Source organism: Pseudomonas sp. HUK17, assembly GCF_001566765.1.
On sequence record NZ_LSMW01000012.1, the window covers coordinates 401,614 to 425,316 of the forward strand.

At 65.4% G+C, this 23,703-nt stretch carries 24 protein-coding genes, 1 other RNA gene and 1 pseudogene; 16 read left to right on the plus strand and 10 right to left on the minus strand.

What is annotated here, in order from left to right; all coding sequences use genetic code 11:
• The first annotated feature begins 173 nt into the window (after positions 1–173).
• The 4 genes from trxA (at position 174) to AX284_RS08790 (ending at position 4,555) form a co-directional block, all read left to right on the plus strand.
• Positions 174–500, plus strand: coding sequence for a thioredoxin TrxA (gene trxA, locus AX284_RS08775; protein WP_017639417.1), 327 nt, complete (start codon positions 174–176; stop codon positions 498–500).
• Positions 501–727: 227 nt separating this feature from the next.
• On the plus strand, positions 728–1,990 hold the full coding sequence (rho, locus tag AX284_RS08780; protein ID WP_017639418.1) for a transcription termination factor Rho: 1,263 nt from the start codon (positions 728–730) through the stop codon (positions 1,988–1,990).
• Between the two features lie 118 nt (positions 1,991–2,108).
• Positions 2,109–3,575 (plus strand): 4-hydroxy-3-polyprenylbenzoate decarboxylase, encoded by a 1,467-nt coding sequence (ubiD, locus tag AX284_RS08785; protein ID WP_017639419.1) that lies wholly within the window; start codon positions 2,109–2,111, stop codon positions 3,573–3,575.
• Positions 3,576–3,586: 11 nt separating this feature from the next.
• The gene (locus tag AX284_RS08790) at positions 3,587–4,555 is read left to right on the plus strand and encodes a CDP-6-deoxy-delta-3,4-glucoseen reductase (RefSeq protein WP_068384679.1); all 969 of its coding nucleotides are present in this window, start codon (positions 3,587–3,589) and stop codon (positions 4,553–4,555) included.
• Positions 4,556–4,702: 147 nt separating this feature from the next.
• Here AX284_RS08790 and glpT read toward each other — a convergent pair whose 3' ends face one another.
• Positions 4,703–6,043, minus strand: a complete 1,341-nt coding sequence (gene glpT / locus AX284_RS08795) for a glycerol-3-phosphate transporter (RefSeq protein ID WP_068384681.1) — start codon at positions 6,041–6,043, stop codon at positions 4,703–4,705.
• A 190-nt stretch (positions 6,044–6,233) separates the two neighbouring features.
• On the opposite strand from glpT, the gene AX284_RS08800 reads away from it, so the two are divergent.
• On the plus strand, positions 6,234–7,259 hold the full coding sequence (locus AX284_RS08800; protein WP_017639422.1) for a DUF5924 family protein: 1,026 nt from the start codon (positions 6,234–6,236) through the stop codon (positions 7,257–7,259).
• A gap of 45 nt (positions 7,260–7,304) precedes the next feature.
• Positions 7,305–7,712 carry a flagellar basal body-associated protein FliL gene (locus tag AX284_RS08805; RefSeq protein WP_017639423.1) on the plus strand — a complete coding sequence of 136 codons (408 nt, stop codon included), beginning with the start codon at positions 7,305–7,307 and terminating at the stop codon, positions 7,710–7,712.
• Positions 7,713–7,718: 6 nt separating this feature from the next.
• Here the strand turns inward: AX284_RS08805 and AX284_RS08810 are convergent, their stop codons facing one another.
• Positions 7,719–8,174 carry an EVE domain-containing protein gene (locus tag AX284_RS08810; protein ID WP_068384683.1) on the minus strand — a complete coding sequence of 152 codons (456 nt, stop codon included), beginning with the start codon at positions 8,172–8,174 and terminating at the stop codon, positions 7,719–7,721.
• A 182-nt stretch (positions 8,175–8,356) separates the two neighbouring features.
• On the opposite strand from AX284_RS08810, the gene AX284_RS11970 reads away from it, so the two are divergent.
• Positions 8,357–8,524, plus strand: coding sequence for a hypothetical protein (locus tag AX284_RS11970; protein WP_017639425.1), 168 nt, complete (start codon positions 8,357–8,359; stop codon positions 8,522–8,524).
• Here AX284_RS11970 and AX284_RS08815 read toward each other — a convergent pair.
• The 4 genes from AX284_RS08815 to AX284_RS08830 all read right to left on the minus strand — a co-directional run bounded on the left by AX284_RS08815 (position 8,491) and on the right by AX284_RS08830 (position 9,908).
• Positions 8,491–9,126: a 5-formyltetrahydrofolate cyclo-ligase gene (locus AX284_RS08815; RefSeq protein WP_068384686.1), complete on the minus strand. Its 636-nt coding sequence runs from the start codon at positions 9,124–9,126 to the stop codon at positions 8,491–8,493. The genes AX284_RS11970 and AX284_RS08815 overlap by 34 nt on opposite strands.
• Before the next feature lie 9 nt (positions 9,127–9,135).
• Positions 9,136–9,313: non-coding RNA, 6S RNA (gene ssrS, locus AX284_RS08820), on the minus strand.
• A 59-nt stretch (positions 9,314–9,372) separates the two neighbouring features.
• Positions 9,373–9,681, minus strand: a complete 309-nt coding sequence (locus AX284_RS08825; RefSeq protein ID WP_017639427.1) for a cell division protein ZapA — start codon at positions 9,679–9,681, stop codon at positions 9,373–9,375.
• Positions 9,678–9,908, minus strand: a complete 231-nt coding sequence (locus AX284_RS08830; RefSeq protein ID WP_017639428.1) for a TIGR02449 family protein — start codon at positions 9,906–9,908, stop codon at positions 9,678–9,680. The genes AX284_RS08825 and AX284_RS08830 overlap by 4 nt, the downstream gene beginning before the upstream one ends.
• Positions 9,909–10,006: 98 nt before the next feature.
• Between AX284_RS08830 and AX284_RS08835 the strand changes: the two genes are divergently transcribed.
• The 4 genes from AX284_RS08835 to AX284_RS08850 are packed head-to-tail and all read left to right on the plus strand — an operon-like array spanning position 10,007 to position 14,334.
• Positions 10,007–10,561 carry a UPF0149 family protein gene (locus AX284_RS08835; protein ID WP_068384688.1) on the plus strand — a complete coding sequence of 185 codons (555 nt, stop codon included), beginning with the start codon at positions 10,007–10,009 and terminating at the stop codon, positions 10,559–10,561.
• A gap of 6 nt (positions 10,562–10,567) precedes the next feature.
• On the plus strand, positions 10,568–11,917 hold the full coding sequence (gene pepP / locus AX284_RS08840) for a Xaa-Pro aminopeptidase (RefSeq protein WP_068384691.1): 1,350 nt from the start codon (positions 10,568–10,570) through the stop codon (positions 11,915–11,917).
• On the plus strand, positions 11,904–13,085 hold the full coding sequence (gene ubiH / locus AX284_RS08845) for a 2-octaprenyl-6-methoxyphenyl hydroxylase (RefSeq protein ID WP_068384694.1): 1,182 nt from the start codon (positions 11,904–11,906) through the stop codon (positions 13,083–13,085). The genes pepP and ubiH overlap by 14 nt, the downstream gene beginning before the upstream one ends.
• 19 nt (positions 13,086–13,104) lie before the next feature.
• The gene (locus AX284_RS08850; RefSeq protein ID WP_068384698.1) at positions 13,105–14,334 is read left to right on the plus strand and encodes a 2-octaprenyl-3-methyl-6-methoxy-1,4-benzoquinol hydroxylase; all 1,230 of its coding nucleotides are present in this window, start codon (positions 13,105–13,107) and stop codon (positions 14,332–14,334) included.
• Positions 14,335–14,338: 4 nt separating this feature from the next.
• On the opposite strand, the gene cysQ is transcribed toward AX284_RS08850, so the two are convergent.
• Positions 14,339–15,181 carry a 3'(2'),5'-bisphosphate nucleotidase CysQ gene (cysQ, locus tag AX284_RS08855; protein ID WP_068384701.1) on the minus strand — a complete coding sequence of 281 codons (843 nt, stop codon included), beginning with the start codon at positions 15,179–15,181 and terminating at the stop codon, positions 14,339–14,341.
• On the minus strand, positions 15,178–15,744 hold the full coding sequence (nudE, locus tag AX284_RS08860; RefSeq protein ID WP_059316538.1) for an ADP compounds hydrolase NudE: 567 nt from the start codon (positions 15,742–15,744) through the stop codon (positions 15,178–15,180). Before nudE ends, cysQ begins: the two co-directional genes overlap by 4 nt.
• Before the next feature lie 63 nt (positions 15,745–15,807).
• Here nudE and yrfG point away from each other — a divergent pair, with 63 nt between their 5' ends.
• The 5 genes from yrfG (at position 15,808) to AX284_RS08885 (ending at position 21,426) form a co-directional block, all read left to right on the plus strand.
• Positions 15,808–16,467, plus strand: a complete 660-nt coding sequence (yrfG, locus tag AX284_RS08865; protein WP_068384705.1) for a GMP/IMP nucleotidase — start codon at positions 15,808–15,810, stop codon at positions 16,465–16,467.
• A 77-nt stretch (positions 16,468–16,544) separates the two neighbouring features.
• The gene (locus tag AX284_RS08870; RefSeq protein ID WP_017639436.1) at positions 16,545–17,438 is read left to right on the plus strand and encodes a LysR family transcriptional regulator; all 894 of its coding nucleotides are present in this window, start codon (positions 16,545–16,547) and stop codon (positions 17,436–17,438) included.
• A 94-nt stretch (positions 17,439–17,532) separates the two neighbouring features.
• Positions 17,533–18,348, plus strand: a complete 816-nt coding sequence (gene fdhD / locus AX284_RS08875; RefSeq protein ID WP_064307807.1) for a formate dehydrogenase accessory sulfurtransferase FdhD — start codon at positions 17,533–17,535, stop codon at positions 18,346–18,348.
• Positions 18,349–18,364: 16 nt separating this feature from the next.
• Positions 18,365–20,689, plus strand: a complete 2,325-nt coding sequence (locus AX284_RS08880) for an FdhF/YdeP family oxidoreductase (protein WP_068384708.1) — start codon at positions 18,365–18,367, stop codon at positions 20,687–20,689.
• A 176-nt stretch (positions 20,690–20,865) separates the two neighbouring features.
• Positions 20,866–21,426, plus strand: coding sequence for a nucleotidyltransferase family protein (locus AX284_RS08885; protein ID WP_017639438.1), 561 nt, complete (start codon positions 20,866–20,868; stop codon positions 21,424–21,426).
• 43 nt (positions 21,427–21,469) lie between these two features.
• Here the strand turns inward: AX284_RS08885 and AX284_RS12340 are convergent, their stop codons facing one another.
• Both AX284_RS12340 and AX284_RS12345 read right to left on the minus strand, forming a co-directional pair.
• Positions 21,470–22,342 carry a methyl-accepting chemotaxis protein gene (locus tag AX284_RS12340; RefSeq protein WP_371913874.1) on the minus strand — a complete coding sequence of 291 codons (873 nt, stop codon included), beginning with the start codon at positions 22,340–22,342 and terminating at the stop codon, positions 21,470–21,472.
• Positions 22,325–23,359 (minus strand): annotated as a pseudogene (locus tag AX284_RS12345) (methyl-accepting chemotaxis protein); the annotation flags it as partial. The gene AX284_RS12340 and the pseudogene AX284_RS12345, both read right to left, overlap by 18 nt.
• Positions 23,360–23,703 lie beyond the last annotated feature (344 nt).

A 23,703-nucleotide genomic window follows, 5' to 3' on the forward strand; every position in this document is an offset into this window, starting at 1 on the left:
GCGCGGTGGTCAAACGGTGCTAAAAAGACCCTATCGCCGGCTCGCCGGATCGTGAGCTGCCTCTGCCATCAATGCCCGTCATAGTCACCATCAATGTTCGAATGCTTTCGAAGTGACGGCAGCAGGGCTATCATGGCCATACTTCAAGTCGCACCCGAATTCGGAGAGAGTCAATGAGCGAATACATCACCAACGTCAGCGACGCCAGCTTCGAGCAGGACGTGCTGAAGTCCGACAGCCCCGTGCTGGTCGACTATTGGGCCGAATGGTGCGGTCCGTGCAAGATGATCGCCCCGGTCCTGGATGAGATCGCCAAGGATTACCAGGGCAAGCTCAAGGTCTGCAAACTGAACATCGATGAAAACCAGGACACCCCGCCCAAGTACGGCGTGCGTGGCATCCCGACCCTGATGCTGTTCAAGAACGGCGCGGTCGAGGCCACCAAGGTCGGTGCCCTGTCCAAGTCGCAACTGGCCGCCTTCCTCGACGCCAACGTCTGAGGAATCCAGTCGAAAGCCCCGCCATGCGGGGCTTTTTTATGCCTGGACGGCTGGACGAGCACCCATGCAGGTGCTAGATTCCAGCCCACGACCCCATCAGCGGGTCGTCTTCTCATCTGCTGCAGCCGTCAGTTCTCCTCTTCAGAACGCATCCCGCGAAGCTAATCTCGCATCCGACCGCTCAGCTCGATTCCCTCCTTCGCCTCTTCTCACGTCAACATACGTCTATGAATCTGACCGAACTCAAGCAAAAGCCCATCACGGAACTGTTGGAAATGGCGGATGCCGCGGGCTTGGAAAACATGGCCCGGTCCCGCAAGCAGGACATCATCTTCGCGCTGCTCAAGAAGCATGCGAAAGGTGGCGACGAGATTTCCGGAGATGGCGTGCTGGAGATCCTGCAGGACGGCTTCGGCTTCCTGCGTAGCGCCGACTCCTCCTACCTGGCCGGTCCCGACGACATCTATGTCTCCCCCAGCCAGATCCGCCGCTTCAACCTGCGCACCGGCGATACCATCATCGGCAAGATTCGTCCGCCGAAAGAGGGCGAGCGCTACTTCGCGTTGCTCAAGGTCGACACCATCAACTTCGACCGGCCGGAAAACGCCAAGAACAAGGTGCTGTTCGAGAACCTCACGCCCCTGTTCCCCAACAAGCGCCTGACCATGGAAGCCGGCAACGGCTCCACCGAAGACCTCACCGGTCGGGTCATCGACCTCTGCGCTCCCATCGGCAAGGGTCAGCGCGGTCTGATCGTCGCGCCGCCCAAGGCCGGCAAGACCATCATGCTGCAGAACATCGCGGCCAACATCACCCGCAACAATCCCGAGTGCTACCTCATCGTGCTGCTCATCGACGAGCGTCCCGAGGAAGTGACCGAGATGCAGCGCACCGTGCGCGGTGAAGTGGTGGCCTCCACCTTCGACGAGCCGCCGACCCGCCACGTGCAGGTCGCCGACATGGTGATCGAGAAGGCCAAGCGCCTGGTCGAGCACAAGAAGGACGTGGTCATCCTGCTGGATTCCATCACCCGTCTGGCGCGGGCTTTCAACACCGTGATCCCCAGCTCCGGCAAGGTGCTCACCGGTGGTGTCGACGCCCATGCCCTGGAGAAGCCCAAGCGCTTCTTCGGCGCCGCCCGTAACATCGAAGAAGGCGGCAGCCTGACCATCATCGCCACCGCGCTGGTGGAAACCGGCTCGAAGATGGACGAGGTGATCTACGAGGAATTCAAGGGCACCGGCAACATGGAACTGCCCCTGGAGCGTCGGATCGCCGAGAAGCGCGTCTTCCCGGCCATCAACATCAACAAGTCCGGCACCCGCCGCGAAGAGCTGCTCACCGACGAGGAAGAGCTGTCGCGCATGTGGATCCTGCGCAAGATCCTGCATCCGATGGACGAGATCGCCGGGATCGAATTCCTCCTCGACAAGTTGCGTCAGACCAAGACCAACAACGAGTTCTTCGATTCGATGAAGCGCAGCAAGTAAGGCGCAGTCGCAAGCAAAGGCCGGGAAATCCCGGCCTTTGGCGTTTCTGGGCCAATGCTTTCTCGATGCGCGACTCAGGCGGTAGACTGCCAGACTTTCCCCAGCGCCAAGAGGCCGCATGCAATACCGAGATCTGCGTGACTTCATCCGCAGCCTGGAGCAGCGTGGTGAACTGAAGCGCGTGACCGCCCCGGTCTCGCCGATCCTCGAGATGACCGAAATCTGCGACCGGACCCTGCGCAAGCAGGGCCCGGCGCTGCTGTTCGAGAATCCCGTGGGCTTCTCCATGCCCGTGCTGGGCAACCTGTTCGGTACGCCCCAGCGCGTGGCCCTGGGCATGGGCGCCGAAGACGTCGGCGCTCTGCGCGAGATCGGCAAGCTGCTGGCCTTTCTCAAGGAGCCCGAGCCGCCCAAGGGCCTCAAGGACGCCTGGTCGAAGCTGCCGATCTACAAGAAGGTCATCAGTATGGCGCCCAAGGTTCTCAAGGACGCGCCCTGCCAGGAGGTGATCGAAGAGGGCGAGGCGGTCGATCTCGGCAAGCTGCCGATCCAGCACTGCTGGCCGGGCGACGTGGCGCCGCTGATCACCTGGGGCCTGACCGTCACCCGCGGACCCAACAAGGAGCGCCAGAACCTCGGCATCTATCGCCAGCAGGTCATCGGCCGCAACAAGCTGATCATGCGCTGGCTGAGCCATAGAGGCGGTGCCCTGGATTTCCGCGAGTGGTGCCAGAAGCATCCCGGCCAGCCCTACCCGGTGGCCGTGGCCCTGGGCGCCGATCCGGCCACCATCCTGGGCGCAGTCACTCCGGTGCCCGATACCCTGTCCGAATACGCCTTCGCCGGCCTGTTGCGCGGCAGTCGCAGCGAGCTGATCAAGTGCGTGGGCAACGACCTGCAGGTGCCGGCCAGTGCCGAGATCGTGCTGGAAGGGGTCATCCATCCGGGTGAGACGGCGCCGGAAGGCCCCTATGGCGACCATACCGGCTACTACAACGAGGTCGATACCTTCCCGGTGTTCACCGTGGAACGCATCACCCGCCGCCGCGACCCCATCTACCACAGCACCTACACCGGACGGCCGCCGGACGAGCCGGCCATCCTCGGCGTGGCGCTCAACGAAGTCTTCGTGCCCATCCTGCAAAAGCAGTTTCCGGAAATCGTCGACTTCTACCTGCCGCCGGAAGGCTGCTCCTACCGCATGGCGGTGGTGACCATCAAGAAGCAGTACCCGGGCCATGCCAAGCGGGTGATGCTGGGCGTCTGGTCGTTCTTGCGGCAGTTCATGTACACCAAGTTCGTGATCGTCACCGACGACGACATCAATGCCCGCGACTGGAACGATGTCATCTGGGCGGTCACCACGCGCATGGATCCCAAGCGCGACACCGTGATGATCGACAACACCCCCATCGACTACCTGGACTTCGCCTCGCCGATCTCCGGCCTGGGCTCGAAGATGGGCCTGGATGCCACCCACAAGTGGCCGGGCGAAACCACGCGTGAGTGGGGGCGGGCGATCGTCAAGGACGAAGCGGTGGTCAAACGGGTGGACGAGATGTGGTCCAGTCTCGGGATCGATTAACGGAGACGACGATGAAGGTCACCCTGCAGCCTTCGGGTGCGGTATTGGAAACCCAGCCCGGCGAAGCCATCCTGGCCGCCGCGCAGCGTCTCGGCTACAGCGGACCGCACAGCTGCCGCAACGGCAACTGCCAGCTCTGCGCCGCGCTGCTGGTGGAGGGGCAGGTCACCCAGCACGGAAAGACCGTCGATCACGGCGAGGTCTATGTCTGCGTGGCGGTACCGCTCGGCGATTGCTTGCTGCAGTGGGATGGCGTCCTGGCGCCCGGTGAGTTGCCGGTGCGCCAGCTGGCCTGTCAGGTGGTTGCCCTGGATGACGTGGGGGGCGATGTCCGCCGGGTGCGCCTGCGCGCGCCGGCCGGCCGGGCGCCGCGCTATCACGCCGGTCAGTACCTATTGATCCAGCGCGATGACGGCAAGCAATCGGCCTTTTCCCTGGCCTCGGCGCCCCACCAGGGGCGTGAGCTGGAATTGCACGTGCTGGCCCGCGAGGCGAGCAGCCAGGCGCTGCTGGCGCAACTGGAAAGCAGGGGCATGGCCCAGGTCGAGTTGCCCTATGGCGACGCCCATCTGGCCGAATTGCCGGCTGGCCCCCTGGTGCTGATCGCCGCCGGGACCGGCATGGCGCAGATGCACAGCCTGATCGAAGATGCCCGCACCCGGGGCTTCGCCCATCCGGTGCACCTCTATTGGGGTGTGCGGACGCCAGACGACTTCTATGCCATCGAGGCCTGGGACAACTGGACGGCGCTGCCCAATCTCACCCTGAACCGGGTGGTGAGCGAGGCCTGTGGCTGGGAAGGGCGCTGCGGTCTGTTGCACGAGGTGGTGCGCGCGGATTTCGCTGACCTGGGCGGGCTGCACGTCTATGCCAGCGGCTCACCGGCGATGGTCTATGCCACCCTAGACGCCCTGGTGGACGCCGGCATGGACGCGCACCAGATGCGCGCCGACGTCTTCGCCTACGCGCCGCGGGGGTGAGCCTATCGCGGCCATGGGCCGCTCCTACGGGTAAGCTCTACCTGTAGGAGCGGCCCATGGCCGCGATTGATCGAAAAGCACAAAGCGTTTTCGACCAGGACCCAGAGTGGATGAGGCTGTGCCGTCATCCATCCTGGGCAATCGGCGCTACTGCGCCGACTTGGCCACCATGCCGGTGTGTCTCAGAGTCATCGCCAGGAAGACGATGGCCAGGACGCAGGAGCCGACCAGCAGCATGAAGCCACCATCCCAGCCGAAGTGGTCCACGGTGTAGCCCACCAGGGCGTTGGCCGCCACCGAACCGCCCAGATAGCCGAACAGGCCGGTGAAGCCCGCGGCGGTGCCGGCGGCCTTCTTGGGCACCAGTTCCAGCGCCTGCAGGCCGATCAGCATCACCGGGCCGTAGATCAGGAAGCCGATGGATACCAGGGCCGCCAGGTCGATGCCGGGATTGCCTTCCGGGTTGAGCCAATAGACCAGGGTGGCGACCAGTACGCCGAGCATGAACACCACGCCGGTGGCGCCACGGTTGCCGCGGAACAGTTTGTCCGAGAGCCAGCCACAGAGCAGGGTGCCGGGGATGCCGGCCCATTCGTAGAAGAAGTAGGCCCAGGAGGTCTTGTCCACCGAGAAGTGCTTGGCCTCCTTGAGGTAGGTGGGGGCCCAGTCCAGCACGCCATAGCGCAGCAGGTAGACGAAGACGTTGGCGAAGGCGATGTACCAAAGCAGGCGATTCTTCAGTACGTATTCGACGAAGATCTCCTTGGTGGAGAATTCGCGTTCATGACCTTCGCTGTAGCCTTCGGGGAAATCCTGTTTCCAGTGTTCCACCGACGGCAGGCCGCAGGATTGCGGGGTATCGCGCATGGCGATGAAGGCGAACACCGCGACCGCCAGGGCCACGACCGCCGGGACATAGAAGGCCGCGTGCCAGTCGTTGAACCAGGCCAGGCCGAGTAGGAACAGCGGGCCGATCAGGCCGCCGCCGACATTGTGGGCGACGTTCCATACCGAGACCACGCCGCCACGCTCCTTCTGTGACCACCAGTGCACCATGGTGCGACCGCTGGGCGGCCAGCCCATGCCCTGGAACCAGCCGTTGAGGAACAGCAGGACGAACATGATGCTGACACTGGAGGTCGCCCAGGGCGCGAATCCGAACAGCAGCATCACCAGCGCCGACATGACCAGCCCGAAGGGCAGGAAATAGCGCGGGTTGGAGCGGTCCGAGACCAGGCCCATGAGGAACTTGGACAGGCCGTAGGCGATGGCCACCGCGGAGAGCGCCACGCCCAGTTCCCCGCGGCTGTAGCCTTGCTCGACCAAGTAGGGCATGGCCAGCGAGAAGTTCTTGCGCAGCAGGTAGTAGCCCGCGTAGCCGATAAAGATCCCGGCGAAGATCTGCCAGCGGAGGCGACGGTAGACGGGATCGATACGATCGGCGGGCAGCGGCGCGCGATGGGCCGCAGGGGCGAAGATTCCAAGCATGGGAGCCTCGGTATTGTTATAGGTATTAATCGAAAGCGAACATTCCAGGTTCGTTTTCGAATATTACAATGATATTACAGCCTGCATAGGCTTTTCCGCCCTGTGGCAGTGGGTGCCCGGATTCCCTCTTGATCTGTACGGGTTGCGCGCCTAGGGTGGCGCGTCTTTGCTGCCGTTTTCACGAGTCATCATGCCTGCCTGGAAAGTCCTGTCCTCCCGCGCCCTGACCCTGATCACCACCCTGTTCGAGCGCTATCCGCGATTGATCGCCCTGGCCGGCTTCATCTCGGGGATCTGCAGCTTCCTGCTGGTGGACCGGCAGAAGGGTTTCGCCCCGGTGATGGCGGTGATCATGCTGGCGAGCTGGGTCTGGCTGATGCTGGAAAACGTGCTGCGGGGCTGGGTCAGCCGCCGTTTCGGCTGGGAATTGCCACCACCGCTGCTACGCTACGCCACCCAGTTGATCCACCAGGAAAGTCTGTTCTTCTGCCTGCCGTTCTTTGCCATCACCACGGCCTGGAACAGCGGCCAGGCGCTGTTCACCGGACTGCTTGGCGCGGCCGCCCTGGTGTCCATCATCGATCCGCTCTACTACAAGACCCTGGCGCCGCGGCGCTGGGTATTTCTCAGCTATCACACCCTGACGCTGTTCGCGGTACTGCTCACGGCGCTACCGATCATCCTGCACCTGACCACTACCCAGAGCTACGAACTGGCTCTGGGCGTCGCCGTGCTGCTGTCCTTTCCCAGTCTGGCGGTGGCCTTCCGGGTACGCCTGGGCTGGCGCTGGCTGGGGCTGCTGGGCCTGTGCCTGGCCATCGGCGCCTTTGGCTGGCTGGGGCGCGCCTGGGTGCCGCCGGCCACCCTGTGGCTGACCGACATGGGCATGAGCACCAACTTCGACAGCCTCAAGCGCCAGCCCGGCGATGCGGTGAAGAGCCTGAGCAGCGCCCAGCTGCGCGCCCAGGGGCTCTATGCCTTCACCGCCATCAACGCACCGCGTGGCCTGAACGAGCGTATCTACCATGTCTGGCGTCATGCCGGTCGGGAGGTGGATCGGATTCCCCTGGATATCAGCGGCGGTCGCGAGGCCGGTTATCGCGCCTGGACCCACAAGCAGAACTTTCCCGGCGACGTGACCGGCCGTTGGCAGGTGCAAGTGGTGACGGACGTCGGCCAGGTGATCGGAACCCTCAGGTTCGAGGTGACCCCTTGAATTCCGCTGGCTATGCTGCAGCCATCCATCTCTAGAGGATTCGCCGTGAAAGCCGTCGCCGCCGTTTTGTTGTCCTTCTGCCTGGCCTTCACTGCCTGGGCTAACGAAGAGAAAAAGGAAGGGGAGGCCCCCAAGACCGAATTCTACAACCTGACCCCGGCCCTGGTCGGCAACTATGGCAGCGGGCCCAAGCTCAAGTACTACAAGGCCGACATCGCCCTGATGATGACCGGCAAGGAAGCCAAGGATAAGGTCGAGTTCCACGAGCCGCTGATTCGCAATCAGCTGGTGATGCTGTTCGCCCAGCAGACCGACGAGACCCTGGCCGGCGTGGAAGCCCGCGAGAAACTGCGCCAGGAAGCGCTCAAGCAGGTGCAGAACGTGCTCACCCAGGAGGAAGGCAAGCCGCTGGTGGAAGACCTGCTGTTCAACAACCTGATCATCCAGCCCTGAGCGCGGTCAGGCGCGGGCCGCGGCGACGATCGCCGCCCACTCCTCGGCGCTGACCGGCATCACCGACAGGCGATTGCCCTTGCGCAGCAGGGCGAAGTCGGCGAGTGCCGGCAACTGGCGCAGGCGCGGCAGGGTCAGCAGCCGCGGAAAGGCCTCGACGAAGGCCACCTGGCGCGCCGTCCAGGGATTGTCTGCGGCGCTGGCCTTGGGCGCATGGTAGGGGCTTTCCGGGTCTAGGGCGGTGGGGTCGGCGAAGGCTTCGCCCACGATCCGACCGATGCCGGCGATGCCCGGTTCGGCGCAACTCGAATGATGAAAGAAGAACAGCTCGTCGGGTTTCATGGCGCGCAGGAAGTTGCGTGCCTGGTAATTGCGCACGCCGTCCCAACGCGCCTGGCCCAGGCGTTGCAAGTCGTCCAGTGAGAACTCATCGGGCTCGGATTTCAACAGCCAGCAGGCCACGGTTCGTCTCCTGACGAATGGATGCTCGGGAGCTTCCAGGAAGGGGTCTGGTCGATTGCAAGGGGCGACCGCTTGTCGCAGAATGCCGCGCATTCCGGATGTAGTCTGATCGTACGCGCTGAGCATAACAGGGCGACGTCCTGTCCTGCCCAAAGGTGCCAGCAAGGGGGTGGCCCAGTTCGATGAAACGCAAACCTGATCTGTTGTGGGTGCTGGTCCTGATCTTTACCCTGGGCGTGGTCACCACCGGGTATACCCAGAGCTTCTGGGAGCAGCGCCAGAACCAGCAGCAATACGCTCGCTACACCAGCGACGCTCAGCCGGCGCGGGAAGTCTCTCCGGTACGCTGACCGTACCAGCCGCCATCGCTCACCACGGCCGCCATGGGCACGTCCCAGGCCGCCAGTGCCAGTCGCTCCACCTTCTGACATTCATGGGCACAGCCGATCAGCTGCGGGCTGCGCCATTGCCGTCGGCGTGCCAGATAGGCCAGGTTGCGATCATAGAAGCCCTTGCCCATGCCCAGGCGTCCGCCCTGGGGATCGAAGCCCACCAGCGGCATCAGGATCAGCCCGAGAGCCCAGGTCGGCCGACCCAGGCGCCGATCCGGGCGTGGCTCGGCGATGCCGAAGCGATTGCGCACCCAGGATTCACCGCGGCCGACGCGCTGAAAGATCATGGCGGTGCGTGGCCAGCGGGAGAGTACCGGCAGATAGGTGGCCTTGCCGCGGCGCTGGGCTTCTTCGAGCAATGGACGCGGATCGATCTCGCCATCGCTGGGCAGGTAGAAGGCGATATGGCGGGCGCGACGAAACAGCGGATGCTGGGCAAGCTGGCGATACAGTTCGCGGGCGGCCTGGCGTTGCTGTACGGGGGTGAGGGCGCGACGTCGCTGGCGGAGAAGCTTGCGCAGCGCGGGCCTGCTGAGATCGGTAGAAGGCGGGGTGGTCATGGAAGAAATGAGCTCTCCGGAATGCCGCTGCCGGTGTAGCCCTTGAACCCTTGGTTCAAGGTGGGAGAAGTCGTAGACCTTTAGGCTTTCCGCCGTAGCGGACATGCACACCAGTCTTACGAGCAACCCCCGGGGTGTTGCTTATCGGCTCGGGGACATGACCGACTGGCGCACACACCAGAGAGTGACCTCCAGTATACGCCCCTGAGCCAGGATGCAAACCCCCGCCGATCCCCGGGTCGGCGGTCAGGCAGTGGTGTCGTGTTCGGTGATCAGGGCGCGGTCGACGCGATCCAGCAGGTCGCGGACCCGCTCGCGGGTGCTGCTGACTTCCAGGCTGACGTCGTCCTGGCGGTGCAGCAATTCGTGGGTGATGTTGAGGGCGGCCATCACGGCCACGCGGTCGGCGCCGATGACCTTGCCGCTGGCGCGGATCTCGCGCATCTTGCCGTCCAGGTAGCGAGCGGTGCTCTCCAGGTTGGCGCGCTCGTCAGCCGGGCAGCTGATGCGATATTCCTTTTCCATTATCTGGACGGTCACGGTCTCGATGCTCATGAGTCCTGCTCCAAAGCTTTCAGGCGTAAAATCATCGCTTCGACCTTCGATCTGGCCAATTCGTTCTTTTCGATCAACTCGGCGCGCTCCTGGCGCCAGTTGCGCTCGCCCTGGCGCAGTTGTCGATTCTGCCGCTGCAATTCCTCAAGCCGCAGGAGCAGGCGCTCCACACGGTCACCGAGGGCTTCCAGATCGGCGTCGAGGGGCGTGTCGCGAGACTCGCTCATGAGGGCTACAGCTCCAGAAGGGTGCAACGAGATTGGCCGCCGGCGGGGTCAGCGCGTAGGATAAGGCTTCATTCTAGCCAGCGCCTCACCTCGACGCCATGTCCAGCTCAGCATCCGCCTACGCCGCCTTCTCCACCCTGCTTGCCGAGGCCGCTCTGCCGGTCTCGCCCGCCGAACTCCACGGTCACCTGCTCGGTCGGGTCTGTGGGGGCGCGGGCTTCGACGAGAACGACTGGCTGGCCGCGGCCAGCGAGCTGCTCGGTGGCGCGCCGGGCGAACGTCTGCAGGCGGCGCTCTCGGGGCTGCTGGGCATGGTGCAGCAGGAATTCGCCGGTCAGCAGGTGGCCCTGGTGCTGATGCTGCCACCGGACGAATTCCCCCTGGTCGAGCGCACCGCCGCCCTGGGCGAGTGGTGCCAGGGCTTTCTGGCCGGTTTCGGCCTGTCCGGGCGCACGGGCGAAGTCTCCGGCGAGGCACGCGAGGTGCTCGAAGACCTGGCGGCTATCGCGCAGATCCAGGAGCCCGCCGAGGAAGGCGAAGAGGGTGAGACCGACTTCATGGAAGTCACCGAATACCTGCGCGTGGCTCCGCTGCTGCTCTATGGCGAGTACGGCCGCGGTCCTCTCCCCGAACCTGCGCCCGTGGTGCACTGAGCGGCCATGCCGCGAATCCACAAGGCCGAATTCGCCCGCCGCCGCCGCGCCCTGATGGCCGAGATCGGCCACGGCGGCATTGCCCTGCTGCCCGCTGCGCCGGTGTGCCTGCGCAACCGCGACATCGAGCAGCCCTATCGCCAGGACAGCGATTTCCAGTACCTCACTGGCTTTCCCGAACCCGAGGCCCTGGCCGTGCTGATTCCCGGCCGTGCCCATGGTGAATACCTGCTGTTCTGCCGCGAGCGGGACCTGGAGATGGAGCGCTGGGAGGGCCGGCGCGCGGGTCAGGAAGGGGCGCTGGCCGACTATGGCGCGGACGACGCCTTTCCCATCGGCGATCTGGACGACATCCTGCCCGGCCTGCTGGAAGGCCGCGAGCGGGTCTACTACGCCATGGGTGCCCATCCGGAATTCGAGCGGCAACTGCTCAACTGGATCGAACTGATCCGCGCCAAGGCCGATCAGGGCGCCTCGCCGCCACGAGAGCTGCTGGCGCTGGATACCCTGCTGCACGACAGCCGACTGTACAAGTCGGCCGCCGAGGTGCGCCTGCTCAAGGCCGCCGCCGAGCTGACCTGCGCCGCCCACCTGCGTGCCATGCAGGCCTGCCGGCCGGGGCTGCGCGAGTATCACCTGGAGGCGGAGCTGGACTACTGCTTTCGCCAGGGGGGCGCACGGCTGGCGGCCTATGGCTCCATCGTCGCCGCGGGGGCCAACGCCTGCGTGATGCATTACCAGGCCAACGACGCGCCCCTGCGCGACGGCGACCTGGTGCTGATCGACGCCGGCTGCGAACTGGAGTGCTATGCCAGCGACGTAACCCGCACCTTTCCGGTCAATGGCCGCTTCTCGCCGGAGCAGCGGCAGCTGTACGACATCGTGCTGGCCGCCAACCAGGCCGCCATCGCCTGCGTGGCGCCCGGACGGCACTGGAACGAACCCCACGAAGCCACGGTCAGGGTGATCACCGAGGGGCTGCTCGCCCTGGGTCTGCTGCAGGGCGAACTGGACGACCTGATCGAGGCGGGCGCCTGTCGTGAGTTCTACATGCACCGCGCCGGACACTGGCTGGGGCTGGATGTCCACGATGTCGGCGAATACCGCATCGGCGATCAGTGGCGGATGCTGGAGCCCGGCATGGTGCTGACCGTGGAGCCTGGACTGTACATCCCGGTGGAGGCCGAGGTGCCGCGCAAATGGCGCGGCCTGGGCATCCGCATCGAAGATGAGGTGCTGGTGACGCGCAGTGGTTGCGAGGTGCTGACCGCCGGCCTGCCCAAGGCGGCCGCGGAGATCGAAGGCTTGATGGCGGCCGCGCGCGACCGCCGGGAGAACGCTCATGCAACGTCCTGATATCGCCATCATCGGTGGCGGCCTGGTGGGCGCCAGTCTGGCCCTGGCCCTGCAGGCCGGCGCCAAGGCGCGCGGCTGGCGCATCCTGCTGGTGGAGCCCTTCGCCCCCGGCGACACCTATCAGCCCAGCTACGATGCCCGCTCCTCGGCGCTCTCCTATGGCTCGCGGCTGATCTACCAGCGCCTCGGTGTCTGGGACGCCCTGGCCGAGCATGCCGAGGCGATCCGCGAGATCCAGGTTTCCGACCAGGGTCGCTTCGGCGTGACCCAGCTGCTCGCCCGCGACGAAAATCTGCCGGCGCTGGGCTATGTGGTGGAGAACGCCTGGATCGGCCAGGTGCTCTGGCAGGCACTGGATCGCGAGGTGGTGGAATGGCGCTGCCCGGCCGAGGTACGCACGCTCACCGCCGTTGCCGACGGCTATCGCCTAGAGCTGGAGGATGGCGACATCCTCGAATGCGGCCTGGCGGTGCTGGCCGACGGTGGGCGATCGGCGCTGCGCGAATCCCTCGGCATCGAGGTGCGCCGCACGGTCTACGAGCAGACCGCGCTGATCGCCAACGTCTCGACCAATCTGGGGCATGGCGGCCGCGCCTTCGAGCGTTTCACGCCCCATGGTCCCCTGGCGCTGCTGCCCCTGCCGGGCCAGCGCAGCGCCCTGGTCTGGACCCAGCCGGATGCCGAAGCATTGCGGCTGCAACAGGCGCCCGATGCCGTCTTTCTCGCCGAATTGCAGCAGGCGGTGGGCTATCGCCTGGGCAGCTTCACCCAGGTCGGCACCCGTCACGCCTATCCGCTGACCTTACTGGAGGCTAACGAACAGGTCCGCCCGCATCTGGTGGTGCTGGGCAACGCCGCCCACAGCCTGCATCCCATCGCCGGTCAGGGCTTCAATCTGTCTCTGCGCGACGTGGACAGCCTGGCCGAGTGCCTGCTGGAAAGCGGCGCGGCGCCCGGTGATTTCGCCACCTTGCAGGACTATCTGCAGCGTCAGCGTCTGGATCAGCAGCTGACCATCGGCTTTTCCGATCGCATCACCCGGCTGTTTTCCAACAGCCGGCCCTGGCTCAGTGCCGGACGCAACCTGGGCCTGGTCGGCCTGGAGCTGTGCCCACCGGCCAAGAGTGCCTTCGCCCGCCAGGCCATGGGCCTGGGTACCCGTCCCTGACCTGCGAGGAGAAACGAGCATGCTGACCCATGCGGATCTGGTGATCGTCGGTGCCGGCATGGTCGGCAGCGCCCTGGCCCTGGCGCTGGCCGACAGCGGCCTGTCGGTGGTGCTGCTCGACCGCGGCCCGCTCACCCCGGGCGCGGTCGAAAGCGACCTGCCCTTCGAGCCCCGGGTCAGCGCCCTGTCGCTGGCCAGCCAGCGCATCCTGCAGCGCCTGGGCGCCTGGGACGGCATCCTGGCGCGCCGCGTCAGTCCCTACCAGGCGATGCACGTCTGGGACGGCTCCGGTACCGGCGCCGTGCATTTCGATGCCGCCAGCGTGCACGCCGAGGTGCTCGGCCACATCGTCGAGAATCGCGTGGTGCAGGAGGCCCTGCTCGAACGCCTGGCCGAGGCCAACGTCCTGCTCCTGCCGGAGGCGCGCCTGGAGTTGCTGCGTCGCTCCGGCGACCAGTGGCTGGTGCAATTGGCCGGCGATCGTCAGATCCGCGCGCCGTTGGTGGTGGCCGCCGATGGCGCCACCTCCGCCGTGCGTCGCCTGGCCGGGCTGGAAACCCGCGAGTGGGACTATCTGCACCATGCCATCGTCACCAGCGTGCGCTGCGCCGAATCGCACCAGCGCACCGCCTGGCAGAGATTCACCGACGACGGCCCGCTGGCCTTCCTGCCGCTGGATCGCGGCGGCGACACGAATTGGTGCTCCATCGTCTGGTCCTGCACGCCCAAGCAGGGCGAGCGGCTGATGGCCCTGGACGACGCGGCCTTCTGCCAGGCCTTGGGCGAGGCCTTCGAGCATCGCCTGGGCAAGGTGGAATGCAGCGACACGCGGCTGTGCATCCCGCTGCGCCAGCGCCATGCCAAGCGCTATGTGGAGCCTGGCCTGGCGCTGATCGGCGATGCCGCCCACGTCATCCACCCGCTGGCCGGGCAGGGCGTCAACCTGGGCTTTCTCGATGCCGCGGTGCTGGCCGAGGAACTGCGCCATGCCCAGGCCCGCGGTGAATCCATCGCCGAACAGCGGGTGCTGGAACGTTACGAGCGCCGCCGCATGCCGCACAACCTGGCGATGATGGCGGCGATGGAAGGCTTCCAGCGGCTGTTCCAGGACGACCGCCTGCCGCTGCGCTGGCTGCGCAACGCCGCGCTCAAGCAGGTCGATCGCCATTTCGAGGCCAAGGCGCTGTTCGTGCGCCGCGCCCTGGGCCTGTCGGGTGATGTGCCGGAGCTGGCCAGGGTCGTGGTCTGACGGCTCAGGCGTCGCCCAAGGAGCCGGCCAGCTCCAGCACCTGCTGCCTCCAGGCGGCCTCGCGGGGCAGGGCGAGGAAGTGCGGATTGAGAAAGGACTCGCGCATCTCGTAGGTGAGGGGCTGGCCGTCCAGGGTCAGGACCTCGCCGCCAGCGCCTTCCAGCACCCCTTGGGCGGCGGCGGTGTCCCACTGGGAGGTGGGGGCGAGCCGGGGATAGAAGTCGGCCAGGCCTTCGGCCAGGAGGCAGAACTTGAGCGAGCTGCCGACGCTGACCAGCTTGGGTTCGCCCAGGGTGGTGCCCAGTTCTTCCAGCAGGCGCTGCTGCGCCGGACTGCCGTGACGGCGACTGGCGACCACGGTGAAGGCTTCTTCCGGTTGGGTGCGCACGCCGATCTCGACGCCGTCCTCGCCCTGGATGCGGAAGGCGCCCAGTTCGCGGCCGCCGCTGAAGCAGACGTCCCGGGTGGGGATGCCGACCACGCCGAAGATCACCTGGCCGCGCTCGACCAGGGCCACGTTGACGGTGAATTCCTCGCTGCCGTCGATAAATTCCTTGGTGCCGTCCAGGGGGTCGACCACCCACCAGACGTCCCAGGCGCTACGCGCCGCGAAGGGGATGTCACAGGCTTCTTCCGACAGCACCGGCACGTCCGGGGTCAGCCGCGCCAGGCCTTCGGCCAGCACCCGGTGGGCGGCGAGGTCGGCGGCGGTCACCGGCGAGTCGTCGCTCTTCTGCCGCACCGCCACGCCCTGGCGCCAATGGGGCAGGATGGCCGCGCCAGCCTGGCGCACCAGGTCGACGACGTTGAGCACCAGCGGAGCGGTAATGGAAACGGGCGCCATCATGCCGGCAGTTCTCCGCGTTGGGTGAGCAGGTCGCGCACCAGGTAGAGGGCGGCCAGGGCGCGGCCTTCGGAAAAGCGCGGATTCTGCACCAGCTGCGACAGTTCGCGCAGGTCGACGCTGCTGACTTCGAGAGGCTCGGGTTCATCGCCCGGCAGGCGCTCCGGATAGAGGTCGCGGGCCAGCACCACATGGATGCGCTGACTCATGTAGCCGGGGCTCAGCGACAGCGCGGTGAGGTATTCCAGCTGGTGGGCACCGAAACCCGCCTCTTCCTTGAGTTCGCGATTGGCGGCGTCGAGGATCTCTTCGCCCGGTTCCACCAGACCCTTAGGCAGCGACAGTTCGTAGTCTTCCACGCCGCCGCAGTATTCCTCGATGAGCAGGGCGCGGGTGGCGTCCTGCAGGGCCACCACCATCACCGCGCCGTGACCGGTGCCCTTGTTGGCCAGGCGCTCGTAGGTGCGCTCCTCGCCGTTGGCGAAGCGCAACTGCATCTCCTCGACGGTGAACAGACGGCTCTTGGCCACGATCTGTCGGGCGAGAACAGTGGGTTTCTGGCGCATGGACGGCTCCTGGGCTGGGCGGACGGGTATGATAACCCGCCTGTTACATGATCCGGAGTCACCATGACCCCTCTCGACTGGAGCCGTATCGATACCGTGTTGCTGGACATGGACGGCACCCTGCTCGATCTGCATTTCGACAACCATTTCTGGCTGGAGTACCTGCCGCAGCGCTATGCCGAGCGCCACGGCCAGTCCCTGGCGCTGGCCAAGGCCGAGCTGGAGCCGCTGTTTTTCAGCCACCAGGGCAAGCTGACCTGGTATTGCCTGGACTTCTGGAGCGCCGAGCTGGGCTTTTCCATGCGCGAACTCAAGGAGGAGATCGCTCACCTGATCGCCCTGAGACCCGACGCCGACACCTTTCTCGCCGCCCTGCAGCGCGCCGGCAAGCGCGTGGCGCTGATCACCAACGCCCATCGCGATTCCCTGTCGCTGAAGCTGGAGCGCATCGAACTGGCGCCCTATTTCGACCGGTTGATCAGTTCCCACGACTACGGCTTCCCCAAGGAAGAACAGCAGTTCTGGCACGCCCTGCAGGCCGACTTCGCCTTCGATCCGGCGCGTACCCTGTTCATCGACGACAACTTGCCGATCCTGCGCAGCGCTCGTGACTACGGGGTCGCCCACCTGTTGGCGATCCACGAGCCGGACAGCCGCCGCGGGCCCAAGGACAGCGAGGAGTTCGAGGCGGTGCGGGACTATCGGGAGTTGCTGCCGCAGTGACGACTGCCGCAGTCCTGGCGACCCTCACCCCGGCCCTCTCCCAGTGGGAGAGGGGGCAGAGCGCCTGGAGGTAATCTGTGGATATCAAGCAACTGCGTTTTCTCATCGCCCTGGACGAGACGCGCCACTTCGGCCAGGCGGCGGCGCGCTGTCACGTCACCCAGCCGACCCTGTCCATGCGCCTGCGCGGTCTGGAAGACGAACTGGGCGTGGAGCTGGTGCGCCGCGGGCAGCGTTTCGAGGGTTTCACCGAGGCCGGTCAGCGTATCCTTGCCTGGGCGCGTACCCTGATGGCCGCCCACGACGGTCTCTATGCCGAAGCCCAGGCCTTCCAGGGGCAACTGGTGGGTACGCTGCGGGTCGGCCTGGTGCCCCTAGCCAGCTTCGATCCCATGCCGCTGCTGCAGCACCTGCGCCTGTTGCACCCCAAGCTGCATTTCCAGCTGCAGGTGCTGAGCACTGAGCGCATCCTCGAAGCCGTGGCCAGCAATCGCCTGGAGCTGGGCATCTCCTACCTGGAACACCTGGATCCGACGCGCTTCGACAGCCTGACCCTGACCGAGACGCGCATGGGCCTGCTCTATGACGAGCGCCATTTCAGCTTCGACCAGGCCGCGCTGGACTGGCAGGCGGTGGCCGGGTTGCCGCTCGGTCTGCTGACCGGCGCCATGCATTTTCGCCAGTCGGTGGATCACGGCTTTCGCAGCCTGGGCCTGACGCCGCAGCCGGTGCTGGAGACCGATGCGGTCTATCTGCTCTTGCAGGCGGTCAATGCCGGACTCTGCTGCGCCGTGGTACCCCTGGCCGGCGGCTTCGATCGCCTTACGCCCCATGCGCGGCTGATTCCCATCGACACGGCCCGCACCCTGACGCCCCTGGGCCTGCTCATTCGTCGGACCGAGCCCCGACTGGCGGTCGCCGATGCCTGTTTCCAGGCGGTCAAGGCGCTCTACGCCGAGAGTGATAGATAGCGTTTATCAAGGCATCGGTCATAGCGATTAGACGCCCCGGGATGTGCTGGTTAATCTTTGATCTGTGTCAAACCGCCGCAGGTCGTTTTCGCCCATGTCTCAGCAATCGCCAGACCTCGTTGCCGCGCCTCCTGCCGGCTATGCCTTCGCCGAGCTGGAGCAGCCTACCGTGCGGGGCGAACAGCCGCTGGCCGAAGAGGTGGCGTTGGCCATCGCCTACAACGGCATCAGCCATGCGGTGATGATGGCGACGCCGGCCGACGTGGAAGACTACGTGGTCGGTTTCAGCCTCAGCGCCGGCATCGTCGATGCCATCGACGACATCTATGGCATCCAGGTGCGGCGTGTGGGCGAGGCGCTCAATGTCGACGTCGAGATCAGCAGCCGCACCTTCTGGGCGCTCAAGCAGCAGCGTCGGCAACTGGCCGGCACCAGCGGTTGCGGCCTGTGCGGGGTCGAGGCCCTGGAGCAGGCGCTGCCGCAGCTGGATCGACTGCGCAAGGTGCGGCTGCCCCCGGCCGCCCATCTGCATGACCTGCGCCAGCGTATCGACGCCGCCCAGGATCTTGGGCAACGCAGCGGGGCGGTACATGCCGCGCTGTTCATCGACGCTCAGGGCGAGCTGACCCTGTGCCGCGAAGACATCGGCCGCCACAACGCCCTGGACAAGCTCATCGGTGCCCTGCTGCGCCAGCGCCAGCCGGTGCGCGAGGGCTGCGTGGTAGTCACCAGTCGCTGCAGCCTCGAACTCATCCACAAGGCGGTGCGTGCCGGACTCGCTACCCTCATCACCCTGTCGGCCCCCACCGGGCTCGCCGTGGAATGGGCGCGCCGCCATCGTCTCAATCTGATCCACCTGCCGCACCGGTCGCCACCGCGGGTCTATGCCCCGGCGCCCGTTGCCCCTTGATCCCACAGGTATCGCCATGAACAAACCTCAGCAGTCCTTCAAACCCTATCAAGGCCCCGCCGCCGGCTGGGGCGCCCTGAAGAGCGTGGTGCACTTCTGGCTCGACAGCGGCAACGCCTTCAAGAATCTGCGCACCCTGCTCAAGACCAACCAGGACCATGGCTTCGACTGCCCCGGCTGCGCCTGGGGCGAGGCGCCGGAAAACGGCCTGGTGAAGTTCTGCGAGAACGGCGCCAAGGCGGTCAACTGGGAGGCCACCAAGCGCCGCGTCGATGCCGCCTTCTTCGCTCGCCACAGCGTGACCTCGCTGCTGGAGCAGAGCGACTACTGGCTCGAATACCAGGGCCGGCTGACCGAGCCGCTGCGCTATGACGCGGCCACCGATCGCTATGTGCCCATCGCCTGGGATGCCGCCTTCGCGCTGATCGCCAAGGAGCTCAAGACCCTGGCCAGCCCCGACGAAGCCGAGTTCTACACCTCGGGGCGCGCCAGCAACGAGGCGGCCTTCCTCTATCAGCTGTTCGTGCGCGCCTATGGCACCAACAACTTCCCCGACTGCTCGAACATGTGCCACGAGGCCAGCGGCGTCGGCCTGGGCCGCAGCATCGGCGTCGGCAAGGGCACCGTGACCTATCACGACCTGGACGAGGCGGATGCCATCTTCGTCATCGGCCAGAACCCCGGCACCAACCACCCGCGGATGATCGAGACCCTGCGCAACGCGGTGAAGCGCGGTGCCCAGGTGATCTGCTTCAACCCGCTCAAGGAGCGGGGTCTGGAGCGTTTCCAGCATCCGCAAAGTCCGCTGGAGATGCTCACCAACGACTCGCGGCCGACCAACACCGCCTATTTCCGTCCGGCTCTGGGCGGTGACATGGCGGCGCTGCGCGGCATCGCCAAGTACCTCCTGCAGTGGGAGCGCGAGGCCGCTGCCAAGGGCGCCAAGCGTATCTTCGACCATGAGTTCATCGCTGCCCATACCCTGGGCATGGACGACTACCTGGCTCAGGTCGACGCCACCTCCTGGGAGCTGATCGAGCGCCAGTCGGGGCTGTCGCTGCACGAGATCGAGCAGGCCGCGCGCATGTATGCCCGCGCTGAGAAGGTCATCATCTGCTGGGCCATGGGCATCACCCAGCACCGCCATTCGGTGGCCACGGTGCAGGAAATCGCCAACCTGCAGCTGCTCTGCGGCCAGATCGGCAAGCCTGGTGCCGGTCTCTGCCCGGTGCGCGGCCACAGCAACGTCCAGGGCGACCGCACCATGGGCATCGACGAGAAGGCCCCGGCCTGGCTCAGCGACGCCCTGGCCAAGCGCTTCGCCTTCGAGCCGCCGCGCAATCGCGGTCACAACACCGTGGAGGCCATCGCCGCCATGGAACAGGGCCAGGCCAAGGTCTTCATCGCCCTGGGCGGCAACTTCGCCCAGGCCACCCCGGACACCCCACGCACCCACAAGGCGCTGCGCAAGTGCCGGCTGACCGTGCACATCGCCACCAAGCTCAACCGCAGCCACCTGGTGACCGGTCAGCAGGCGCTGATCCTGCCCTGCCTGGGTCGCACCGAGATGGATGTGCAGAAGGGCGGCAAGCAGGCCATCACCGTGGAAGACAGCTTCAGCATGGTGCATGCCTCCGCCGGCATCCTGCGGCCACTGTCGGCGCAGATGAAGTCCGAGCCGGCCATCGTCGCCGGTCTGGCCAAGGCCGTGCTGGGCAACCATCCGGTGGATTGGGATTGGCTGATCGAGGACTACGACCGCATCCGCGACCTGATCGCCGACGTCATCCCCGGCTTCCAGGACTTCAATGCCCGCATGGCCGCCCCCGGTGGCTTCTACCTGGGCAACAAGGCCGGTCGCCGGGAGTGGAACACCGCCACTGGCAAGGCCAACTTCGCCGCCAATGCGCTGCTGCATGACCTGTTGCCGGACGCGGTCCGCCGCCAGGGCGTGAAGCCGGACCTGATCCTGCAGACCATGAGATCCCATGACCAGTACAACACCACCATCTACAGCCTGGATGACCGCTATCGCGGCGTGAAGGGCCAGCGCGACGTGGTCTTCGTCAACCAGGCCGATCTGGATCGCCTAGGCGTGGCGGCCGGCGAGAAGGTGGATCTGATCGCCCTGTGGGACGACGGCATCGAGCGCCGGGTCCGCGGCTTCACCGCGCTGCCGTTCGACATCCCGGTCGGCCAGGCTGCCGGCTACTACCCGGAAACCAACCCGCTGGTGCCTCTGGAGAGCTATGGCGAGGGCAGTTTCACGCCCACCTCCAAGTTCGTCGCCATCAAGGTCGAGAAGGCCAGCGCCGGCAACCGCATCGCCTCGGTGGCCTGACCGGGGTAGGCTGTCCTATGGGAAAGTCTGTACAAAGTCTCGCGAGCTAGAGCCGAACGAGACGAAAAGGGCTGAGGAAGCGGAGTTTACAACTGGTAAATGAGATCCGAAGCCTTTCCAACGCCGTTTGGCCAACGCATAGCAGCTTTTCAACAGGCTCCGAGGAAAGGACAGCGATGCAACGCATCGCCACCTGGCTCGGCGAGGATCCGGTCCGCTGCCAGCTGCTTGCCGTTCTTGCGGGATTACAACTGCCCGATGCCTGGCTGGCGGCCGGCTTCGTGCGCAATCTGGTCTGGGATCGGCTGCACGGCTATACCGTGCCGACACCGCTGGTAGATCTGGATGTCATCTATTTCGATGTGACCGACTGCCGGCCCGAACGGGACAGGGCCATCGAGATGGCCCTGGCGGAGCGGGCGCCGGGGTGGCCCTGGTCGGTGCGCAACCAGGCTGCCATGCATCTACGCAACGACGATGCACCCTATGCCGATAGCCTGGATGCCATGCGTTTCTGGGTCGAGGTGGAGTCCGCGCTGGCCGCGCGCCTCACCGAGACGGGCGAACTCGAGGTGGTCAGCCCCTTCGTCCAGGATGGGCTCTTCGCCTTGCACTTGACGCCGAATCCCTGGCGGCCCCGGCTCGACGCCTTTCGCCAGCGCCTGTCGAGCAAAGGCTGGCTGACGCGCTGGCCGCGCTTGCACGTGCAGAAGCCTGGGTTTGCCGAGCGGGATTGATGGCAAACGCCGAAGCGGGTGGCGAACTGCTTCGGCGCTGGCGTCAGACCTTGAAGCGTGCGGTTAGCTCCTGCAGTTGCAGGCTCAGGCGGGCCAGCTCGGTACTGGAGCCGGCGGTTTCCTCGGTGGCGGCGGCGGTCTGGTCGGCGACCTCATGAACCTTGACCACGCTGCGACTGATGTTCTCACCCGCCGCGCTCTGCTGCTCGACGGCAGCCGCGATCTGCTCGTTCATGGCCTCGATTTCGCCCACCGCGCTACTGACACTGGCCAGTACCACGCCGGCTTGGCGGGTCAGGCCGACACTGTCGCCGGTCAACTGGATGTTGCGCTCCAGCGCCTCGCTCATCTTGTCGGTGCTGCCATGCAGGCTGGTGATCAGGCTGGCGATTTCATCAGTGGAAGAGCGGGTGCGCTGCGCCAGCCCGCGTACCTCGTCGGCCACCACGGCAAAGCCACGACCTGCCTCGCCGGCACGGGCCGCCTCGATGGCCGCATTGAGCGCCAGCAGATTGGTCTGTTCGGCGACAGCCTTGATCACGTCCAGCACGCCGCCGATGCGGTCGGCGTCCTGCTTGAGCAGCTCCATGGTCACCTGGGTACTGTCCACTTCCTGCGCCAGGGTTTCGATCTGGGTGGCGACCTGGTTGACCATCTCATCGCCTTCGCGAGTCTTGAGCGTGGCCTCGCGGGCGGTCATGGAGGCCTGCTCGGCATTGCGGGCCACCTCGCCAATGGTGGCGGTCATCTGCTGCATGGCGGTGGCGATCTGCTCGGTCTCCACCTTTTGCGCCGTGGCGCCCGCCCGCGTCTGCTGGGTGATGGCGGAGAGCTCTTCAGCGGCGCTGGCGACCTGGACGACGCCGTCTTTCTGCTCGCGGATAAGCTCGCGCAGATTGACGATCATGCGTTGCATGGCCGCCTGCAGGAGGCCGAGTTCGTCCTTGCGGTCGGCCTGGGTCTCGACGGTCAGGTCGCCCGCGGCGATCCGTTCCACGGTGCCGAGGGTCTGGCGCAGTGGCGTCACGATGGAGCGGGTGATGATCCAGGCGGCGACCAGGCTCAGCAGCACCGCCAGAAGCAGGCCACCAAAGAGCATCAGCTTGGCATCGCGGATATCGCCGAGACGGAACTGGTTCTGCACCTGCTTCATCTCGTCGGCGGTCTTGAGCAGCGCCAGGATGCGCTGGTCCAGGCCGTCGTCGGCTTGTTCGAACTGCTTCTGAATGGTGAACAGCTGCTGTATCTGGCGCTGATACTGGTCGAAGAGTTCTGGCAGTCGCTGCAGGCTCGTGGTCGAGGCGCTGCTGGCCGGCAGAGTCTTGAGTACGGCACCGACCTTGCCCAGTGAGGTCTGCAGGGCTTCCTGCTGCGGGCCGGCGGATTTAAGCACATAGACGCGGAAGTCGATTCGCAGTTTTTGCAGGGCCGCCAGCAGGGACGAGAATTGCACGCCGCCATGGTCGATCTGGCTATCCAGCGCGCTGGAGGCGTCTTGAAGCTGCTTGTCTAGCGTATCGCCAGTCTCTCTTATGCTCTGGATGGTGGCATCGCGGTCCTGGGTCACCTTCAGCGTCTGCTGATAGAGGTCACGATATTCCTGGAGGGTTTGCTCGGTGCGGGCGAGCAGCGCCTGGCTCTGGGGGCGTCGAAACAGCGGGCGAGCTTCCTGCAGTTGCTTTTCGAGGGCGTCGATGGAGAGCTTCCAGCGATTGGCCTGCTCCGTTTCCGGCAGTAGGGCGAAGGCCCCGCGGGCATTGCGCATGTCGCGAGTGAGCAGGCCGATCTGGGTGAACTGCTCGATGAGATTGCCGCGCCGGCCCAAGGCCTGGATGCCAGACCAGCCTGCGTAGGCAATGGCCAGTGTGAGGATGATCAAGGCGGTGAAACCGGAAAAAAGCTTTGTACGAACACTCATATTGTGCAACTGCATGGATGCTATTCCTGATGTTCGGAAAAATGTTCCGGAGCCAAGGGAAAGAAAAAGGGAAAGATCTTAAACCAGCTGGAAAGGCTCTGGGATGAGCATTTTCCGCTTCGAAGAAGATGCGCCAAATTGGTAAATCTATTTATGGAGTGTCCCTTCAAGCTCTGCCTGGAGGCTTGGCCGACCACCGTTTGCAAGAAAAGCCTTTTTGTTTCAGCTATAGCGAGACTCGAGCACTATTTGGCGAAGTTGATAAAAGTAAAAAGCTAAAAGTTTATCCTTGCTATTAGTCTGTCTTTATATGAAGAAAGTAGGTTAAATAATTTTCTGAAAAAATGGCTTGCAGGGTG

Bases quoted from the DNA above. Each gene is read 5' to 3' on its own strand.
- trxA (WP_017639417.1), top strand. From the start codon at position 174: ATGAGCGAATACATCACCAACGTCAGCGACGCCAGCTTCGAGCAGGAC.
- rho (WP_017639418.1), top strand. From the start codon at position 728: ATGAATCTGACCGAACTCAAGCAAAAGCCCATCACGGAACTGTTGGAA.
- ubiD (WP_017639419.1), top strand. From the start codon at position 2,109: ATGCAATACCGAGATCTGCGTGACTTCATCCGCAGCCTGGAGCAGCGT.
- AX284_RS08790 (WP_068384679.1), top strand. From the start codon at position 3,587: ATGAAGGTCACCCTGCAGCCTTCGGGTGCGGTATTGGAAACCCAGCCC.
- glpT (WP_068384681.1), bottom strand. From the start codon at position 6,043: ATGCTTGGAATCTTCGCCCCTGCGGCCCATCGCGCGCCGCTGCCCGCC.
- AX284_RS08800 (WP_017639422.1), top strand. From the start codon at position 6,234: ATGCCTGCCTGGAAAGTCCTGTCCTCCCGCGCCCTGACCCTGATCACC.
- AX284_RS11970 (WP_017639425.1), top strand. From the start codon at position 8,357: ATGAAACGCAAACCTGATCTGTTGTGGGTGCTGGTCCTGATCTTTACC.
- AX284_RS08815 (WP_068384686.1), bottom strand. From the start codon at position 9,126: ATGACCACCCCGCCTTCTACCGATCTCAGCAGGCCCGCGCTGCGCAAG.
- AX284_RS08825 (WP_017639427.1), bottom strand. From the start codon at position 9,681: ATGAGCATCGAGACCGTGACCGTCCAGATAATGGAAAAGGAATATCGC.
- AX284_RS08830 (WP_017639428.1), bottom strand. From the start codon at position 9,908: ATGAGCGAGTCTCGCGACACGCCCCTCGACGCCGATCTGGAAGCCCTC.
- AX284_RS08835 (WP_068384688.1), top strand. From the start codon at position 10,007: ATGTCCAGCTCAGCATCCGCCTACGCCGCCTTCTCCACCCTGCTTGCC.
- pepP (WP_068384691.1), top strand. From the start codon at position 10,568: ATGCCGCGAATCCACAAGGCCGAATTCGCCCGCCGCCGCCGCGCCCTG.
- ubiH (WP_068384694.1), top strand. From the start codon at position 11,904: ATGCAACGTCCTGATATCGCCATCATCGGTGGCGGCCTGGTGGGCGCC.
- AX284_RS08850 (WP_068384698.1), top strand. From the start codon at position 13,105: ATGCTGACCCATGCGGATCTGGTGATCGTCGGTGCCGGCATGGTCGGC.
- cysQ (WP_068384701.1), bottom strand. From the start codon at position 15,181: ATGATGGCGCCCGTTTCCATTACCGCTCCGCTGGTGCTCAACGTCGTC.
- nudE (WP_059316538.1), bottom strand. From the start codon at position 15,744: ATGCGCCAGAAACCCACTGTTCTCGCCCGACAGATCGTGGCCAAGAGC.
- yrfG (WP_068384705.1), top strand. From the start codon at position 15,808: ATGACCCCTCTCGACTGGAGCCGTATCGATACCGTGTTGCTGGACATG.
- fdhD (WP_064307807.1), top strand. From the start codon at position 17,533: ATGTCTCAGCAATCGCCAGACCTCGTTGCCGCGCCTCCTGCCGGCTAT.
- AX284_RS08880 (WP_068384708.1), top strand. From the start codon at position 18,365: ATGAACAAACCTCAGCAGTCCTTCAAACCCTATCAAGGCCCCGCCGCC.
- AX284_RS08885 (WP_017639438.1), top strand. From the start codon at position 20,866: ATGCAACGCATCGCCACCTGGCTCGGCGAGGATCCGGTCCGCTGCCAG.
- AX284_RS12340 (WP_371913874.1), bottom strand. From the start codon at position 22,342: ATGCAACGCATGATCGTCAATCTGCGCGAGCTTATCCGCGAGCAGAAA.